This window comes from Spiroplasma endosymbiont of Diplazon laetatorius, from assembly GCF_964019625.1.
Lineage (GTDB): Bacteria > Bacillota_I > Bacilli_A > Mycoplasmatales > Mycoplasmataceae > Spiroplasma_A.
In genome coordinates this window covers 531,484-548,444 of sequence record NZ_OZ026458.1, presented here as the reverse complement: position 1 = coordinate 548,444, position 16,961 = coordinate 531,484, and the positions used below count along the sequence as shown (strand labels likewise).

The 16,961-nt window shown below is 25.5% G+C and carries 19 protein-coding genes; 11 read left to right on the top strand and 8 right to left on the bottom strand.

Features of this window, described 5'->3' with window-relative positions; genetic code table 4:
* Positions 1-93 precede the first annotated feature (93 nt).
* The 10 genes from holA to AACL10_RS02610 all read left to right on the top strand — a co-directional run bounded on the left by holA (position 94) and on the right by AACL10_RS02610 (position 8,263).
* Positions 94-1,047: a DNA polymerase III subunit delta gene (holA, locus tag AACL10_RS02655; RefSeq protein ID WP_338984309.1), complete on the top strand. Its 954-nt coding sequence runs from the start codon at positions 94-96 to the stop codon at positions 1,045-1,047.
* Between the two features lie 20 nt (positions 1,048-1,067).
* Positions 1,068-2,519: a hypothetical protein gene (locus AACL10_RS02650; RefSeq protein ID WP_338984308.1), complete on the top strand. Its 1,452-nt coding sequence runs from the start codon at positions 1,068-1,070 to the stop codon at positions 2,517-2,519.
* Between the two features lie 95 nt (positions 2,520-2,614).
* Positions 2,615-3,109, top strand: a complete 495-nt coding sequence (locus AACL10_RS02645) for a methylated-DNA--[protein]-cysteine S-methyltransferase (RefSeq protein WP_338984307.1) — start codon at positions 2,615-2,617, stop codon at positions 3,107-3,109.
* Positions 3,110-3,181: 72 nt separating this feature from the next.
* Positions 3,182-3,493, top strand: a complete 312-nt coding sequence (locus AACL10_RS02640; RefSeq protein ID WP_338984306.1) for a hypothetical protein — start codon at positions 3,182-3,184, stop codon at positions 3,491-3,493.
* Between the two features lie 91 nt (positions 3,494-3,584).
* On the top strand, positions 3,585-3,863 hold the full coding sequence (locus AACL10_RS02635; RefSeq protein WP_338984304.1) for a hypothetical protein: 279 nt from the start codon (positions 3,585-3,587) through the stop codon (positions 3,861-3,863).
* Positions 3,864-3,875: 12 nt separating this feature from the next.
* Positions 3,876-4,919, top strand: a complete 1,044-nt coding sequence (locus tag AACL10_RS02630) for a hypothetical protein (RefSeq protein WP_338984302.1) — start codon at positions 3,876-3,878, stop codon at positions 4,917-4,919.
* A 102-nt stretch (positions 4,920-5,021) separates the two neighbouring features.
* Positions 5,022-6,533, top strand: a complete 1,512-nt coding sequence (locus AACL10_RS02625; protein WP_338984301.1) for a hypothetical protein — start codon at positions 5,022-5,024, stop codon at positions 6,531-6,533.
* Between the two features lie 60 nt (positions 6,534-6,593).
* Complete coding sequence (gene coaE / locus AACL10_RS02620) at positions 6,594-7,163, top strand: dephospho-CoA kinase (protein WP_338984300.1); 570 nt, start codon at positions 6,594-6,596, stop codon at positions 7,161-7,163.
* Between the two features lie 21 nt (positions 7,164-7,184).
* A complete protein-coding gene (locus tag AACL10_RS02615; RefSeq protein WP_338984299.1) occupies positions 7,185-7,943 on the top strand; it encodes a polysaccharide deacetylase family protein in 759 nt (252 codons plus the stop codon).
* The gene (locus AACL10_RS02610; RefSeq protein WP_338984298.1) at positions 7,943-8,263 is read left to right on the top strand and encodes a hypothetical protein; all 321 of its coding nucleotides are present in this window, start codon (positions 7,943-7,945) and stop codon (positions 8,261-8,263) included. Before AACL10_RS02615 ends, AACL10_RS02610 begins: the two co-directional genes overlap by 1 nt.
* On the opposite strand, the gene AACL10_RS02605 is transcribed toward AACL10_RS02610, so the two are convergent.
* The 6 genes from AACL10_RS02605 to AACL10_RS02580 form a co-directional block, all read right to left on the bottom strand.
* Positions 8,264-9,121 (bottom strand): hypothetical protein, encoded by an 858-nt coding sequence (locus tag AACL10_RS02605; protein WP_338984297.1) that lies wholly within the window; start codon positions 9,119-9,121, stop codon positions 8,264-8,266.
* A 119-nt stretch (positions 9,122-9,240) separates the two neighbouring features.
* Positions 9,241-9,858, bottom strand: a complete 618-nt coding sequence (locus tag AACL10_RS02600) for a SprT-like domain-containing protein (protein ID WP_338984296.1) — start codon at positions 9,856-9,858, stop codon at positions 9,241-9,243.
* A 15-nt stretch (positions 9,859-9,873) separates the two neighbouring features.
* Complete coding sequence (locus tag AACL10_RS02595) at positions 9,874-11,184, bottom strand: DNA polymerase IV (protein ID WP_338984295.1); 1,311 nt, start codon at positions 11,182-11,184, stop codon at positions 9,874-9,876.
* Positions 11,171-11,995 (bottom strand): TlyA family RNA methyltransferase, encoded by an 825-nt coding sequence (locus AACL10_RS02590; protein ID WP_338984294.1) that lies wholly within the window; start codon positions 11,993-11,995, stop codon positions 11,171-11,173. Before AACL10_RS02590 ends, AACL10_RS02595 begins: the two co-directional genes overlap by 14 nt.
* 14 nt (positions 11,996-12,009) lie before the next feature.
* Positions 12,010-12,930 carry a hypothetical protein gene (locus AACL10_RS02585; RefSeq protein ID WP_338984293.1) on the bottom strand — a complete coding sequence of 307 codons (921 nt, stop codon included), beginning with the start codon at positions 12,928-12,930 and terminating at the stop codon, positions 12,010-12,012.
* Positions 12,911-14,569 carry a 1-deoxy-D-xylulose-5-phosphate synthase N-terminal domain-containing protein gene (locus tag AACL10_RS02580; RefSeq protein WP_338984292.1) on the bottom strand — a complete coding sequence of 553 codons (1,659 nt, stop codon included), beginning with the start codon at positions 14,567-14,569 and terminating at the stop codon, positions 12,911-12,913. The genes AACL10_RS02585 and AACL10_RS02580 overlap by 20 nt, the downstream gene beginning before the upstream one ends.
* 161 nt (positions 14,570-14,730) lie before the next feature.
* On the opposite strand from AACL10_RS02580, the gene AACL10_RS02575 reads away from it, so the two are divergent.
* Complete coding sequence (locus tag AACL10_RS02575; RefSeq protein ID WP_338984291.1) at positions 14,731-15,450, top strand: glucosamine-6-phosphate deaminase; 720 nt, start codon at positions 14,731-14,733, stop codon at positions 15,448-15,450.
* 30 nt (positions 15,451-15,480) lie between these two features.
* Here the strand turns inward: AACL10_RS02575 and xseB are convergent, their stop codons facing one another.
* A complete protein-coding gene (gene xseB / locus AACL10_RS02570) occupies positions 15,481-15,684 on the bottom strand; it encodes an exodeoxyribonuclease VII small subunit (RefSeq protein ID WP_338984290.1) in 204 nt (67 codons plus the stop codon).
* Position 15,685: 1 nt separating this feature from the next.
* Positions 15,686-16,954 carry an exodeoxyribonuclease VII large subunit gene (gene xseA / locus AACL10_RS02565; RefSeq protein ID WP_338984288.1) on the bottom strand — a complete coding sequence of 423 codons (1,269 nt, stop codon included), beginning with the start codon at positions 16,952-16,954 and terminating at the stop codon, positions 15,686-15,688.
* Between the last annotated feature and the right edge of the window lie 7 nt (positions 16,955-16,961).

Here is a 16,961-nt window from a genome sequence, read left to right as displayed (position 1 = left end):
AAATAGAGTATATAGTAAAAACCTAGTTAATTCAAAATAAATTAATTTTTTTCTCAATTTTTAATGGTAAATTATAAGTAATAGGTGGTAAAAATGTTCTTTGTTCATTCTAATGATAACTTTTTAATAAAAAGACAAGTTGAAAAACTTATTCAGAAAGCCAATGTTAATGGTGATTATGAAATTTTTGAATATTCTTTAATTGATGATCCTATTTCTTCTATTTTAGAAGAAGTAAATACTTATTCAATATTTTCTTCAAAGAAAATAATAGTTATAAATGATTGTTGATTTGTGAATGAAAGCAAAGTTAAACTTCATAAAACATATGATGTTAAGTTTGTAGAACAAATACTTAATTCTACAAATGAAGAAGTTGAAATAATAATGACTTTAAATTCAGAGAAGTTTTCAAAAAAACTAAAAATAGCTAAGTTAACAGAACAAGTTTGTAAAATGCTTAAATTAGATGAACCAACCACTGATCAAAAGAAACAAATAATGATTAAAAAACTAGAAAATGCTCAAATAGAGTATGATAATGAAGCTTTGAATTTATTTATTGATAAGTTACCAAGTGACATGCAAGTTTTTACAAATGAAATAAATAAGATTATTTCTTTAAATAAAAAATTAAGTGTTTCATTGGTTGAAGAAATTACAACAAAATATCATAAATTTGATACTTTTCAGTTAGCTAATTGCTTCATATCAAATGATGTAAAGACCTTTTTAAAACAATGGGAAAGCTATATGGAAATAAACAATGATATTTTTTCTTTCCTTGCTTTACTTGCAAGTAACTTAATTACTTTAAGAAATGTTTTGTTATTTAAACAAAAAAGAATGAATAATTCAGAAATAGCTTCTATTTTAGGAGCAAATCCTTATAGAGTTTCTAAATTATTAGAACAAAATAAACTAGATATTAGTCAAATAAATGATAAAATCAAGGTGTTATATTCCCTTGAAAAGAATATAAAAGGCGGAATTTATGATAATAAAATAATTCCAGAAATTGAACTATTAAAAATGTTTAATTTTTAATAAGAATAGAGGTTAAAAAGATGGAAGCTAACAAGATATATCAAGATTCGATATTTTTATTAGCAAATTTAATTAAAAATGAGAAATTAAGAGTAGAGTTACTAAGTGATGTTGAGTTTAAAAAACAAGCAGTTGAATTAGTTAATGACTTATTAATTTTAGAAATAGATGAAAATTGTACTTTTAAAGATCAAAAATGAGGTGCAATATTTGGAAAAGCTTTAGTAAACATCACTAAAGAAAAAATTAAATTTGTAAAACCAGATAATAAAAAAGCAGATGATGTTTTAAGTGATATTACTTACTTACAAACATTTTGTTTCAATAATTTACAAATATCAAGAGAATCATTAACTGATCAAACTTTTGAATTAACAGAAGAATTCGTTAAAGAAAACTCAAAAATAACTGATGAAATGAAAGAAAAATACTTAAAAGCATCAGATAAATCAAATGTTGAACCAGAAGTTGTTGATAAAACAAAAGAAAAACCAAACACATCACAATCAAGTGGTTTTGAACAATTTGCAGGAGCACAAAGTGCACAAGGAAACCCATTTATGGGATCAATTCCTCCACATCCAATGCAAGATCCAAGATTTTATCCATATAATGCAAAACCAACTTACACTAAATGATTGAAATTGGCTATTGGTGTAAGTTTAGGGTTAATTGCTTTATTTTCGCTACTACTTACAATCTTTTTATCTATACAAAGTTATGTTTTAAATGCTGACAAACTTAAAGGTTTTGAATTTGATGATACATTCATAAGTAAATGAAATGAATTTTTAAAAATTAATAAATTAGGTAACTCATGAACCATTAATTTAGGTGTTTATGTTGGTGGTAACTCTGGGGCAACTTCAATCATTTTTGAAGTAATAATTTGTGTTATTATGGCATATTTAGTGTTTTCAATCATTCAACCACCAAAAAGTTATAGATTAAAATTTGTAATTCCAGGAACAACTTTATTTATTCCTGGTATGTTCATAGTCATGATGCTGATTCAATTTTGAACTCCTATGATGTATATGTTCGGACAAGACATTCCTGGGAAATATTTTACTGCATTGTTTACAAATATAGATAAGATAGAAATTAAGCCTGCAATTACTGAAACTTTCACTTTAAATAATGAAGCTTTAAGTAAAATGTTAAATGATATGGCACAAAACTTTAATACAACTTTAATAAAGGTTTTATTAGGATTTATGTTTGCTTCACTTATATTATCTGCAATTACAGTATTTGTAATTCTAGGACTAAACCCTAGAATTGATAGAGCTAAAATATCTAGAGCAAATGAAGAATACCAAACAATGATTTCTGAAGCAATGCAAGGAAGAAAATATGAAATTGATCCAAGTCTTTATGAATCTCAAGAAGATATCGATGCTTTCTTAAAAGAAATTAAAGATCGTCAAGAAAAGAAAAATAATAAAAACAAAGATAAAGATCAACATTAATAAAAATAATTTGATTACAACAAAAATTATTTTGATATTGGTCTAAAAACACAACTTCTAGTTGTGTTTTTTTATAATTTAGATGGGTGATATGAATGGAAGAAAAGATAATTAAAGTTTTTAAAATAACCATTTTTAAAAATAAAGTATTAAAAATTGGTTTGATAGAAGATAAGTTAAGTTATATTGGTTTTGAAAAAGACAATATACATGAGTTTTATAAAGGATATAAAGTTAGAAATATATTAAAAAGTGATGAATTTAAAAAATACATAGATTTAATTAGAAGATTTGAAAATAAACAGGATTTTAAATTAGATTTTAATAGTCTATTTTTGCCTAATCTAACAGACAAACAAATTCATGTCTTAAGAGAAGTTTGTAATTTAGACTATGGAGAATACGTTAGTTATTCTGATTTTGCAAAAAAGATAAACATGCCAGATCACACACGTTTCATAGCAAGTTGTATGGCTAAAAACCCAATACTATTATTAATTCCTTGTCATAGGTTAATTTCAAAAAACCAAGATGTTAAATATAGGAGTGGAAGAGAAATTAAGCAATTTTTAATAAATGAAGAATACTAATTTAATTACTTTAAAGTGGTTAAAGTGGTTAAAAAATGATATATTAGTAATAAGGAAAAAGGGGAAAAAATAATGAAAAATGCAGGATTTTGAAGAAGATTTGTTTCAAATTTTATTAATAATGCTTTAGTGGGTATTACTTTTGGTATATACATTATATTTATTATTATTAATTATTGTAAAGCTAAACCATCAATCGGTATGAAAGCTATGGATTTAGAATACTCAACAAAAAAACAACTTAAATTATTCTTATTTGGATTATTACAAGGATTATTATACTTATTAATAGTTACATGAATTTTTGACATAGTGATGATATGTCTTAAAAAAGGTACTTTTGCTGAGAGATGATCAGGAAACTTTATTGTTGTAAACAAATAATAAAAAAAACTCCTTAAGGAGTTTTTTTTATTCACTTTTGACTTTAATGTATAGTCAAAATTCTTTATAATTATTAAGTGAGGTGATTTGAATGAGTTACTACTATAAACACGAATATGGGTTTTCAACTCATTCAATTCAAAGGATAAGACAACGTCTTAATCTAGCAGATGAAGAAGAATTTAAGTTAAAAGAAAAAATCTTGAAAATGATTGAAAAATCAACTTATAGCTTTGATACTTCAAAACACACTTATATAAAGACAGCGAAAGCTGATATTTATTTTGTAATTGATAAAATAGAAAAAACAATAATAACAGCAACTCCAATTTCTCCAACGAAACAATTGTGATTAATAGAAAATGAATAAAAAGGTGGATTTATGAAAAAGAAAATGAAAAGAAATCTAATATTGCCAAGCGAATTCTTAGATAGTTGAAAAACTCAAAATGAAGATGGTTCTTTTTGTTTTAAATACATTGACTTTGTAAGTGACCAAGTTGAGGAAATTGAAGTAGAAAATGTACCTTTTTTAGAAGTATTATTCAAAGACTATGAAGCATTTGATGTTCAAAAAATATCAAAACAATTTGATCAAATATCAAAAGTAGCTAAAGCTATTGTTGATAAAAGAATTAAAAAGAATGAAGAATTTGTAGAAATGACAGGAAAAGAAGTATTATTCTTAAAATACTTTTATTTCTTAGTAACAATAATAAATGGTGAATACAAATATGCATTTTCAGATTCAAACAAAAAATTTAGAGTATTTGACGTATTAAACTTTGAAATTGACGAAGATTATAGAATGATTATTTTAAATGTTGTAAGTTACGTTTTATTTGAAATGTATGATTACATCTTTAGTAAAAGAACTTTTGAAAGTCTTTATGAATATGTTGAAAACTCACCAATTAACTTTGATTTACAAGAATATCAAAAAAGAATTATTGTTCCAAATGATATTTTAATAACTCAAAACTATAAGTTTTTAGATGTTTACTTTCACAATATTGTAAATAATACTTTCTTTAAGTTCTTTAGAATATCTGATTTAGACAGAGAAACATTCTTATTAACAAATAAAACAATAGCTAACTTTATTGATGATAGAACTAAAATGAATATATTAAGTTTATTTATAGTAGATCCAAGAGTAGCACTTGGTTTAGTTAACCTAGGACCAGGAAGAGGAGAGTATAGACCTTTATTCAAATACTTTAATGAAAGTGTAATTAATAGAGAAATACTTCCATATTGTTTAAAACCAGAACACAAAATAGAAGAAGATGGTATTTATTTATCAGGAGATCAAAGATTTAAATTCTCAACTTTTGAATTAATTGAAAATCAAGTAAGACTTATAAATGATTGTCTAACATACAGAGATTTAAAATCTGATTTCAATCAATTTATAAAATATTAAAATGATTCACACCATGTGAATCATTTTTTTAAAGATATTTACTATTTAAAAAAACTAAAAGTATTATATAATATATTTAGTTTTTATGGGGAAATATGATTTATGGGCAAAATTAAGTTACTAAAAAATAATAAAAAATCACTATTCATGATTATTTCATTAATGGTTTTTTCGTTTATCATAATTGCTTATTCATTATTGATGATGTTTTCTCCAATTGTAAATCAAACTAATATGGACTTTGTAAATGGAACCGCTGTTAAAACTGGATATACTCCATTTATGAAGTTTTTCTTAAAAAACGGATCAAATATAATGGTTGGCTCAGCTGGATTAATAATTTATTGAATCCCATTGGTTGTTGCTGGAACAACTTTTATCTTAATGTTAACTAGAATGACTATACACTTGGTTGGTTATAGATCTAAAACTAAAAAGGGAATAGCTAGAATAGTTAGACCTATTAGAAGTTATCAATTTACAATGATATTTGCTTGAATATTATTTGTTGTTTTAACTTTAGTTTCAATTTTATCTTTCTTATCTGCATTACCATTTTTAATGGGTATTTCATTAAAATTTAGTGCAACAAACTTCATTTCTTTAGATCAAACAATTACTGCAACTATTGCTAATAAATTTGCAACACAATTTGGACAAATATATTGATTGTCATTTGGATTATTTGCAAAAACTCCAGGAGGAGCTGCAGCTGCACAAAACGCAAAAGATATTGCTTCATTAATTGGTTGATTTATATTGCCAATAATTATTCCATTTTCAGCTTTAATAACAGCATTTGTTGGAGTTGTTTGTGGAGAATGTAGTTGATGAAATATAAACTTAATAGTTTTAAGAGATATTGACTTACAAACTGGAGCACACTTAGTAGACACTTACGCTAAAGTTGAAAAACCTAAAATTAAAGAGAAAAAAAATAAAAAAGTAAAAGAAGTTGTTATTAAATCAGTTAATGACGAAGTTAAACAACCAAAAGCTGAAAAACAAGTTTTTGAATATGATCAAAAACTTGCAAGAAAATGTAGTTTATTCTATAAGAATCTTACAAAAATGTTAGAAGATTCAAAAAACACAGATTCAAAACTATATAGAGATACAATTTCTAGAGTAGAAGAGTTAACAAAAGCAAGTGAAATCGATTGAAATAAAATAGGTATGGAAATAGAAGCTCAAATGAATTTGTTAACATCAACAGATAGACAATTTGTTGAATTAATAGAACAATTAATGTTAAATCCAAGATTAAACTTATTTGGAAGATACAAAAATGACCTAGAAGAATTAATTGAAGGTTACAGATTTTCTCTTAAAACATGAGATTTATTTGCAGCTGAAATTAAGTTAGAACAAATCTTTGCAATAACATTTAGAAGTGAAGAGTTACTGCCAAAAGTTGGTTACTGTTTAAAAAACAGAGTTTCTTCAAGTTGAAAAAATATTGATGCAAGAAGAAATGTAATAAATCGTTTAGAAGTGGCAAAAAATGACAAAGACTACAAAGCTTATAGAGAAATTTGTGCAGAAGTTATTAAAGAAATGTCACCAATTAAACCAATTATTACTAGTTATGTGGATAAAATAATCTATAATTAAATAAAATAAGAAATTATTTATAAGAAAATGATTTTTTTATACATAAAAGAGGGTGTTGAAATGAAAGTTATAGGGGTAAGTGGATTTATTGGGAGTGGTAAATCAACAATGTTAGAACATTTAAGTGAAAATCCCAATATAAGAGTTATTGAAGCTGACAAAGTTTCTAAAGAGGTTCTTTATCAAGAACCTATAATGGAATTTATATCAAATTATATTCCTCAAGCACTTAATGAGAGTAAAATAGATAGGAAAATCTTAAGAACGGCCTTATTTAATAATCATAAATTAAATGAAGATTTTACAAAGGTTGCTTGACCGTTAATTTCAGATGCAATAAATGATCAAATTCAAAAAGAAACAAAAGCTGAATTAATATTTGTTGAAGCTGCTGTAATAAGTGGGATAAAAGTAAAATTTGATAAAACTATCTTATTGGTAAAAGAACATGTCAAAAGAATTTGAAGGGTAAAAAAAAGAGACAACAGGGAAGTTAAAGAAATTGATTCAATAACTAAGTTTCAACAAAAGAAACTTAAAAAATATAAGTTTGATTTTATTTTAGAAAATAATTCAAATAAAGAAGAATTCTTTAAAACCATAGATGAATTGGTAGAAAAAATTAGGTAAATATTGTAGAAAGGTTTAATAATGAATAATAAAATTAAACTAAATATTTTAAATTTACTGATTGTTTTGCTTTTATCTGTTTGTGTCATATTTAATTTTGCTACTGTAAAAAATAATTATGAAGTTAATAGAATAAAAACTTCTGAAAAAGTAGTCATGTTAACATTTGATGATGGTCCAGGACAAGCAGATGAAGCTATTATGGATATATTAAAAAAACATCGAGCAAAAGCCACATTTTTCGGTACTGGTATAAATTATGAAAAATATTTTACAGATGGAGGAAAAACAAAATCTATTGTAGATAGAATGATAGCGGAGGGGCACACTTTAGGAAATCATTCTTATTATCACAACAATTATCTTCTAAATACAAAAGAAGCTTTTAAAGAGTTTTACAAAACAAGTGAACTAATAGTAAAAATTTATGATCAAAAGGGCAATGATATAAAAAAAATTATATCAAACATACCAGTAAGGATGCCTTATTTGCAATATCATAGAGGTATGGGTTATTTACAAGATAAATTAAATATCAATTATTTTGTAAGGGGTTATTTGGGTTGTGATTATAATGAATCTGTTTGTGGTAAAGAAAAAATACTAAATCAATACAAAACTCATTTAAGTGCAGGAAAAATTCTAGTAGCTCATACAAGAGATTATGCAACTCAGTGATTGGATGATTTACTTACATATTTAGAAGAAAAAGGGTACAAAACAGCTAATTTTGAAGATTCAGAATATAGTTATAAAAAATATGGAGGTTTAGTATTCTAATGTGATCAAGTATAGAAATAATTCAATTTGTAACAATAAACCTTTTATCGATTTTCTTTATGTATTTTTCAATAATTAATTTTTTAGATAAAGAATCTAATAAAAAAAGAAAAAACTCATATTTATCATTATTTATATTTAATTTATTATGATTCATTTTAATTTATATACTAACTTTTATTCTTTGAAAGACCTCTTGAGGAGTGAATCAGGGAATTAATTTAGGTTTTATAATAACTGATGTAATTGTGCTTATATTGGCGTGTTTCTTAGATAAAAGATTTAGATTTAAAGTTACTATAAATAAAAAAGAAGATTAATTAATCTTCTTTTTTTAATTTAGGTTTTTTGTCTTCGCTTATTTTTTGATTATCTTTATCTTCTGTTTTTGCTCTTTTTGTTGTAGAAGTGGTTGTTGTTTTCTTTTTGGGAGCTGCTTTTTTAGGTTTTTCATCTCCAATTATACCAACTTGTTTTAATGCTTCTTTTACTGCTAATTGAATTAACTCTTGAGTTTCTTCTTGACTAAACAATTTTTCTGCATTTTCTTTTCTTTCTTCTTTAGATTTTGTTGGTTTTAAAGTTTTTTCTTTCTTAGAAATTGGTTCACCAACAACATCTTCAGCTGTAATTGTATCTAAATCCAAGTCTTTAAGCACTGCAGAGGGTTTATTACCTTTTGGTAAGTCTTTATATTTATTTTCACCAGTTGTTGCTCTCTGAGGGGCTTTAAATTCCTCTTCAGGATTTTCTTTTTGGTGATTTTGAGCATTTTGGATGACTTTTTGCAGTCCTGTAGGCTCAGGTGAACTAGTTTCTTGTGAATTAGAAGGGGGTGGGGCACTTCCACCCATCATTTTAGCTCTAAGAGCAGCCATTCTATCGTTTATTTCTTCTCCACTAGCTACTTTATTGTCTGGATCATTTTGAGAAATTGTTTCTTTTTCAGCATCAATTTTTTGTCTAGCTTTAGCTAAGATATCTCCTAAAGTACCTGGTTGGTGCTTTCTTTTTGATTCTTGTTCGGCTATCTCTTCTTCTGTTTGTGTTCCATGCAGTCTTCTTACTTTAGCTCCAAGATCTTCTTCAATTGTTTTGTTTTTGTTAAATACGTTTTGTAAGTCACATACGTGAATTTGTAGGTGAGTAGGACAAAACTTTGGTGCGAATCCTGACATGAGAACCTCCTAAATCTATAGTTAATTATGTTATTTGCTAAAATAATTTTAACATTGCAATCAACTAAGTTATATAAATATATACAATATTTTTTAAAAAGTGCATATTGCAATATGCACTAATTGATTTTTTCAAACACTTTATTACATTCTAGGCATTTTATCTTTAAAGGATCTATTCTTGAGTTATTTATAACAGTTCCACACCCACATATGTATTTGTTTGACTTATTATAACCCTTTGGTTCATGTGATAAGGCATCTTTGTGAATCATTTTTTTAAATAAGTCTTTATTAAAATCTAATTTATTTTCAATATAGTGTCTTAATTCTTGTGAAACAGATGTGTTATTGAAGCCTTTAGCCTTACTAGATACTTCAGAAACATTTAGTTTGGCAGCTATAGCAGCCTCTTTGAACTTTTTGTTGTGCCTTTGGTTGTTTTCAACGTCCTTAATGCCTCTCTCGTGGTTAAATTGGTGAACCATTTCGTGTACTAGTACACCAATTAACCTTATATAATCTCCATTTAAAGTTAAAGTTCATATAGTTATTTGGTTTTTGTTATCAGATCAATCTTGTGATGGATCAAAATGTCCTAAAGTTAAACTGTTTCTTCTTTTACTTGTTTCAATTGCTATTTTAATATCTGATAGGGTACTTGAAAATAAAAAATCATTTAATTGTTTATGAATTGAATGTAATTCTAAAATTAAATCATCTATTCTATATTCCATTTCAATACACTTCCCCTATTTTTTCTTTCATTTATCAACTATCTGTTCGTTTGATAAGTGTACATCATCATTTTTTAAGTATTTAGATTGAACCATGTTCTTTTCCATATACTTAATAAGTTTTTCACCAGTAAAGATTTTATCTTTTCCAAATTTTAAGTTTAAATTATAAATAATTTGTTCAATTTCATTATAATCTATTCCTTCGTTTAAATCTATTTCATCAATAGAAAGTTGTTTTGTTTGTTCTATTTGATTTGTTAAATTACTTAACCTTACTCCCAACAATAAAATTGGTTGCCCTTCTCACAGTTCATAAAAACATTGTTTAGCTATAGAGTAAATGATTTCTGGATCGTTTGTTGGAGTTTGAAATGATTCTTGTTTTGTTAAATGTTTTTTTCTATCTTTGTTATTATAAATTTCAGGTTTAGTATCGTCTAAAAATTTAACAACTATTGTAACTGTAGTTCCTTGTAAATATCTTTTTTTTGCTCTATCAGATATTTTTAAACTAACTTCATAAATTATTTCTTCTATTTCTTCGTAATTGGTTGTTGTAAAGTTTAAAGTTAATTCATTTCCTATAGATTTAAATTCACTTGCATCACGCGAAACTTGATCATCACCTTTACCGTTTGCTCAATATCAAAGTGTAAGTCCCCTTTTACCAAGCAAATCAATAATTTTATTTAGATCAGACAAAGCTAAATCTCTTATTGTAAAAATATTATTTTCATTTAATATTTTTTCAGTTGCACTACCTATCATATACATTTCTTTTATTGGTAAAGGTCAAAGTTTTTCTTCAATGTCATCTTCTAATAAAAAAGAAATACCTTTTGGTTTGTTGAAATCAACACAACTCTTTGCTAAAAATTTATTTGTACTAATTCCAATTGAACAAGTTAAACCTGTTTGTTCATAAACCATATCAATTAAAGTTTGCGCAGCTCTTTTAACAGAACCGAATTTCTTTCAAACTTTTGTCATGTCTATGTAACACTCATCAATAGAAGCTACTTCAAAATCCTTTGTAAAGTTTTTATAAATGATATCAAAAACTTGCTCTGAATATTTTATGTATAAACTAAAATCAGAGTTTGCAACATAAAGGTCAGGACATAATTCTTTAGCTTGAAACACTGGGGTACCTGCTCTTATTCCAAAACTTCTTGCGTTATAACTTGCCGTTGTAACAATTGCTCTCCTATTTGGAGAAGCAACAACTAAATTTTTATTTCTTAAACTTAGATCATCTGCCATATGACAGCTTGCAAAAAAAGCATCCATGTCTAAAAGAAATATTACTTTATTCTTCTTCATTATAATTCTCAAAATACTTTCAACAATCATCAACAAGTTTTGAAATACTATTTATATCAAATTTATTTTTAACAACATTTTCTTTTTCTATAAAACAAAGATATTCAACATTTTTCTTTTTGTTACCAAGTATTGGAGATCAATTAACATCATTAACTGAAAAGTTGTTTTTATTACAATATTCAATAACTCTGTTAATTGATTTAATATGACCTTCTTTAGAATTTATTTTTCCATTCTTAACATCTTCTTTATCGGATTCAAATTGTGGTTTTATTAAAATTACTCCGCACACTTTTTCTTCAACTATATCTTTAAGAGGTAATAATATTTTTTCAACAGATATAAAACTTACATCACAACAAAAGAAATTAATTTCTTTATCAAAAAAATCTTTAGTTACATTTCTAAAGTTTGTTTTTTCCATTGATTTAACTTTTTCGTTACTTCTTAATTTTCAATCTAATTGATTTGTACCTACATCAACTGCATAAACAAAACTTGCTCCATGTTGTAAACAACAATCTGTAAAACCACCAGTTGAAGAGCCGATATCTAAACAAACTTTATCTTGTAAATTAATGTTTCAATGTTTTAAAGCTTTGAAAAGTTTTTTACCTGCCCTACTTACAAATTCATTTTCTTGCTTTAATAATTTTATTTTTATTTTTTCTTGATCAAATAATGTTCCTGGTTTAGTTATTTTTTCTTCATTAACTAAAACTTTTCCATCTATTATTAGACCTCTAGCTTTATTTCTGTTTTCTGTTAATTCTAACTCTAATAAAATTTGATCAAGTCTTTGTTTCATATAAAATTATCTCCTTAAAATTTTCTTTTTGCTTTTGTTTTAAATTTTCTTTTCTTTTTAAAACTTAATTTTTGTTTTCTTAAACTATTTACCTTTTTATTTCTATCAACATTTTCATAAAGAGCATCTTCTTGGTGAACTCATTCACTAATTTTCTTGAACAATTCACTACCATAAGTTTTTACAAATCCTTTTTTAAGTGTTTCAAGTTTCTTCATATATTTTGTTGTTGATAATGAAATTGGTTTATTTAAATTTAATTTACCATAGTTACCATTTGAAAGTGAATCTCTAATATCTGAAATCATTTTTTCTTTTTCTTCAACAGAGTCAACATAAATTTCTTCACCATCTTTTAAAACTTCAGAAGAATAATCATCTTCTCTTAAAAGTTTTTCAACATAATTTTCCTTGTCATCATTATTAACTGGCTCATTCATTAATAATGTTTCAAAGTCTTGAATAGTTTTTTCAAGTAATGGATCTATTGCAGTTTTCTCTCAAACATCTGTAGTCTCATCTAAAACAATTGAAGAGTCTTGAATGTATGGGTTAGATAAATTTAAAATATTTTTCTTATAAGCTGTTTTTAAATTATTAGTTTTTTTAATTTTTGGTTTATTGTCTTTACTTAGTTCAACACCAAAATCAACTGTATAATGTTCTGGTAAATCATTGTACATCTCTTTGTTGAATTGATTTAATTCTCTAATTAAAGTTTCTTCTGTTCCTGTTGGTATAACGATTAATTTATTATATTCATTTAATATTTTTTTATCTGTTTGAGTTTTTAAGTGAAGTATTCTTCTTAACTCTTTAAGGTTCTCAAAAAAGTTTAGATTTTCTTTTTCTGATTGTTTTGAAATTAATTGATTAATTTCTCTATCTTTAGAAAGCTTGTCTAAAAAATAATTTCTATCTACTATCCTTTGCATCTTTTTTTACCTCAAATATTTTCTTTATAACAGATTCTATATCCATTTTTATTTCTTTTAATAATAAATCTTTTTTACCGTGTTCTATAATGTTTGTTTCAAAAGCAAAACTTGTAACATCTAGATCATCAAATTCTTTTTTAATGTTTGTATATAAGTTATTTTTATTTAGAACTTGTTCATAAACAAAAATACTGTTTCTTTTATGTTTTGTTAGTAACTCTTTATCAATTGGGTTTATATATCTTGCATTAACTAAATTTATTTCTAAATTATTATCTTCAATATATTGTTTGAATTCATTTAAAACATTTCCATAACTTATTAAAGTTATTTTGTTATTTTGATTATAAATTAACTCTTGTCATTGTCCTATTTTAAAATTTTCATTTAAATTATCTTCTATTGCAGATAAGTTTTCGTATCTTATAAAAAATTGTTTATCTTTATTTAAAAATGATTGTTCAATTAAAACTTTTACATCATTTAAACTATAAGGCTGACAAATTATTGCATTAGAAAAGTTATTTATTAATGATACATCATAAATTCCGTGATGACTAACTCCCCCGCTAAAATTCAAACCTCCCCTATCGATTAAAAACGTCATAGGTAAATTATTTCTAAATACATCATGAGCTAATTGATCAAAAACTCTTTGGAAAAAAGTTGAATAAATAGAAATTAATGTTTTTTTGTTTGAATTAGATATCGCGCTTGCAACTAAAATACTAAACTCTTCATTTATTCCAACATCAATAACGTTCTTATCAAAATTATTTTTTAAATCTGTAAAATTTGATGAGTTGATCATTGCAGGACAAACTAAATAGTCTTCTTTTGTAAAATGTTTTTCAACTTCTTTAGCTATTAATTTAGAGTAACTGTTTCCAACTTCATTTTCAATTGAGTGGTTTTGAAATAAAGTATTTGAACCAACATAACCATGTGCTTTTTTAGTTATACAATGTATGAAAACATGTTCTTTTGAATCTTTTGCCAGATCAAAAGCTTCAAATAACTTTTTGAAGTCATGTCCATCTTCACATTTAATATATTTTAAACCTAAAGATTCAACATACATTTTAATATCTTTTATTGCAAGTGAGTTTTCACCAATTGCTTCATTGTTATCATTAAGGATTGTTATTGTTTTTTTATCTGTATTTTGTAAGTTTATTAAACCAGGTAATGTATATGATCCAAAGAAAGCAGCATCTCCAATTACAGAGATTATGTTTTCCTTATCACTTGCTATTGCATAACCAAATTGATAAGCAATTGAAGTTGAACTGTGACCAGTGCTTATTCAATCATGTTCTGATTCTTTGATTTCTTGAAAGTTACTTAAACCTTTAAATTGTTTTATTGTATTAAACTTATCAATACCGTGTATTAATAGTTTATAGACGTGTGATTGGTGACCTGTATCAAATAAAACTATAGACTTATTTAGATCAAAATATGACAAAATAGATAATGTTAACTCAACTACCCCTAAATTACTTCCTATATGACCTTTGTTTTTATTAACAAAGTCATTTAAGAAATCTCTTATATCTTGAGCTAGTTCTGTTAGTTCTTCATTACCTCTTTGATTATAAAGATCATTAAAATCATTTATTTGCGCTAATTTCATTTATCTCACCACTCATATTTTACAATATTGAGAATAAAAAAACCCAATTATTTGGGTTTTACAATTATTTTATTTATAAGTAAAAATGAACTTTCCAAAATGGAAAGTAAATGAGCTATTTGGAGTAATAAAATCATTATGAACAGAAAGGAAATGTTTATATGAGATTAATAAAAACAAAAAACTATGAAGAAATGACAGAAAAAGCACTTTCACTATTCATAGAAATAATTGAAAGTAATAGTGATAAAGAAAGAATTAATGTAGCTATAACTGGAGGTAAAAGCCCCTTATTGTTTTACAAACTGTTAGTTGAAAAATTAAAAGATATCAAATCAATTTCTAAAGTTCATTTTTATAACTTTGATGAAGTGCCTTATAGAAATAATTTAGAAAAAGGAATAACAATAGAAGATTTAGAAAAAATATTCTATATACCTGGAAACATAAAAGAAGAAAACATTCATAGAATGAATTTTTTGAATTGAAAAGAACATATTTTACAATTAGAAAAAGACGGAGGATTAGATTTAGTTCTTTTAGGAATTGGTATTGATGGACATTTCTGTGGAAACATGTCTGGAGTTACAAAATTTGGAGACTCAACAAGGGTTATCAAAATTAAAGATTTAGAAGGAAATATAAGTGTTCCTAAATTAGATGAAACTAAATTCAATGATGAATTTGTAACAATGGGTCCTAGAGAAATAATGGCAACAAGAAATATAATTATGATAGCTAATGGAGAAAGCAAAGCTGAAGTTATAGATCAAATTTTAAATGGACCTGTAACAGAAATTGTGCCCTCTAGCTTATTAACTTTACATCCCTACTTTAATTTAATAATAGATGAAGATGCAAATAAAATTGCAAAAGCATAAAAAAATGGAATATTAAATTCCATTTTTTTATTAAAAGTTTGTTGTTTCGTTATTGTCAAGAACTTTTTTAACTTCTCCTTCAAGATTAGTTAATTGTTCTTTTGCTTCTTTAATCATTTCTGTTCCTTTTTTAAATAATTCAATTGAATCTTCCATTGAAGTTGATGAATCATTTAATTTATTTGAAATGTTTTTTATTTCGTCTAACAGTTCATTAAATTTTTTTGCGCTCATATTATTCACTTCCTTTTTCTAATTTCATGTTTACTTCACCATCTTTTAAAATAGCAGTAACTAATTTATTTTCACTTATGTCATTTTTAGATCTTATAATCTGATCATCTTGTTTTAAAATTGAATAACCTTTTTCTAAAGGTAAGAATGGACTTTGTAATTCTATTTTTTCTTCAAACACTTTTAATTCATTAACATTTTTATCTAATTTATTTAACAAAATTCTTTTTCAAGTTTGTAATTTGTTTTCAAAATTACTGTTAATGAAATTTATTTTATTTGTAATGATTGAAGTAAAGTTATTTGAAATGTTTTCAAAACTGTTTTTTAAATTTTGCAATTTATTTGTAACACTTGAGTTTAATCTTGTAGAAATATTATCAAATTCTAAATGTATCTTTTCAATTTTGTTATTTAAAACTTTTGCAAATTCTTGATTCTTAGACGAAAGCGCTTGAAGAACACTTTCGTAATCGGGAGTTGATTTTTCCCCAGCTGCAGTTGGTGTTGAAGCTCTAAAGTCAGAAACATAATCTGCTAAAGTAATATCTGGTTCATGACCAACACCACTTATGATTGGTATATTACTTTCTCTTATTGCTTCAAGAACTTCTAACTCATTAAATGATCAAAGGTCTTCATAACTTCCTCCACCTCTTCCAACTATTAAAGTGTCTATTTTGGTTTCGAAGTTATTAGCTTGTTTAATTTTTTTTGCAATATCTTTTGCAGCACCATCACCTTGAACTAATGAAGGAAACAAAAATATATTTACGGGTGGATATCTTCTTTTAATTGTTGTGATTAAATCTCTTACGGCATCACCTGTTGCTGCAGTTACTATTCCAATATTCTTGGGGAACTTTGGAATAGATTTTTTAAATTCATCCAAGAACCAACCTTTTTCCTGTAGTTCTTTAAAACGTTTGTCATAAAGTGATGCAAGTTCTCCTACTCCATCAACTCTTACATCATAAATTGTAAAAGTTAATTTACCTGTTGGCTTATAGTAAGAAAGGGAACCCTTCCCAATTATTTCGGTCCCCTCTTTTATGTTTAGATCAGTAAATTTATGTGCATTAGTTTTTCAAATAGCACAATCTATTTTAGCTTGATTATCTTTAAGTGAAAAATAAATATGACCACTTTTGTTGTGAGTTAAGTTTGCAACTTCTCCTTTTACATTAACATTTTTAAAAGCATTTGAGTCTTCAACATATTCTTTTAATATATCTGCAAAGTCAGTAATTTTAAAAATCATTTCTGTCATATTTATC